The sequence below is a fragment of the Pseudomonas protegens genome (genome assembly GCF_003732485.1).
Taxonomy (GTDB): Bacteria; Pseudomonadota; Gammaproteobacteria; order Pseudomonadales; family Pseudomonadaceae; genus Aquipseudomonas; species Aquipseudomonas protegens_B.
The window spans coordinates 118,392-119,433 of sequence record NZ_MOAK01000061.1 but is presented as its reverse complement, the minus strand read 5'-3'; the positions used below and the strand labels follow the sequence as shown (position 1 = coordinate 119,433).

Below are 1,042 nucleotides of genomic sequence, written 5' to 3'. Positions count from 1 at the left end.
GAGCACCGGCAGCTATCAACTGGCGCTGTGGCTGTTCGCCAGTCTCGGGGTCCTGGCCTGGTTCGGCCTGCACGGGGTCAAGCGCCGCTGGAGAACCACCTGGGGCTCCGCCGCCGTGACTGCGGCGCGGGTCTGAGGGCGTCATGGGCCTGCAATTGAGCCACGCCGAGGCCAGCGCCACCGGACCGCGGGCGGAGAATCAGGACGCCTTGCGCCGGGTCACCCCGGCGCCGGATCTGGCGGCGAGCAAGGGCCTGCTGTTCGCCATCGCCGATGGCGTCAGTCAGTGTGCCGACGGCGGCCTGGCAGCCCGTTCGAGCCTGCAGGCCCTGGCCCTGGATTACTACGCCACCCCGGAAACCTGGGCCGTGGCACAGGCCCTGGAACGCCTGCTGATCGCCCAGAACCGTTGGCTCCAGGCCAACGGCGGTGGCCAGCCCCTGCTTACCACCCTCAGCGCCCTGGTGCTGCGGGGACGGCGCTTTACCCTGGCCCATGTCGGCGACTGCCGGGTCTACCGCTGGCACCAGCAGCAGTTGCAACGCATCAGCGAGGACCACGTCTGGGACCAGCCGGGCATGCAGCATGTGCTCAAGCGCGCCCTGGGCCTGGACCAGCATCTGGTGCTGGACTTCCTCGATGGCGAACTGCGCCTGGGGGAAAGCTTCCTGATGCTCAGCGACGGGGTCTGGGCCACTCTGGGCGACAGCGCCATCGCCGCCATTCTGCGGGACCAGCCCGACCTGGACAGCGCGACACAGACCCTGGTCAACGCCGCGCACCTGGCCGGCAGCCAGGACAACGCCAGCGCGCTACTGGTGCGGGTCGACGAGCTCGGCGAAAGCAGCCTCGGCGATGCGCTGCTGCACCTGCGGCAATGGCCCCTGCCGCCGGCGCTGAAACCCGGGCAGCGCTTTGAGGGCTGGCAGGTCGAGGCGCTGATCAACCAGAGCCAGCAATCCCTGCTGTACCGAGTACGTGACGAGCAGCACCAGGCCTGGCTGCTGAAAACCCTGCCCGAAGCCCTGCATGACGATCCCTG

General features: G+C 69.3%; 1 protein-coding gene and 1 pseudogene. Both read left to right on the top strand.

Going from position 1 to position 1,042, the window contains the following annotated elements; genetic code table 11:
* Nucleotides 1-136: pseudogene (locus BLX41_RS35555) on the top strand (MFS transporter); the annotation flags it as partial.
* Nucleotides 137-143: 7 nt separating this feature from the next.
* A partial coding sequence (locus BLX41_RS35550; protein ID WP_259744965.1) for a PP2C family protein-serine/threonine phosphatase occupies nucleotides 144-1,042 on the top strand: 899 nt, incomplete at its 3' end.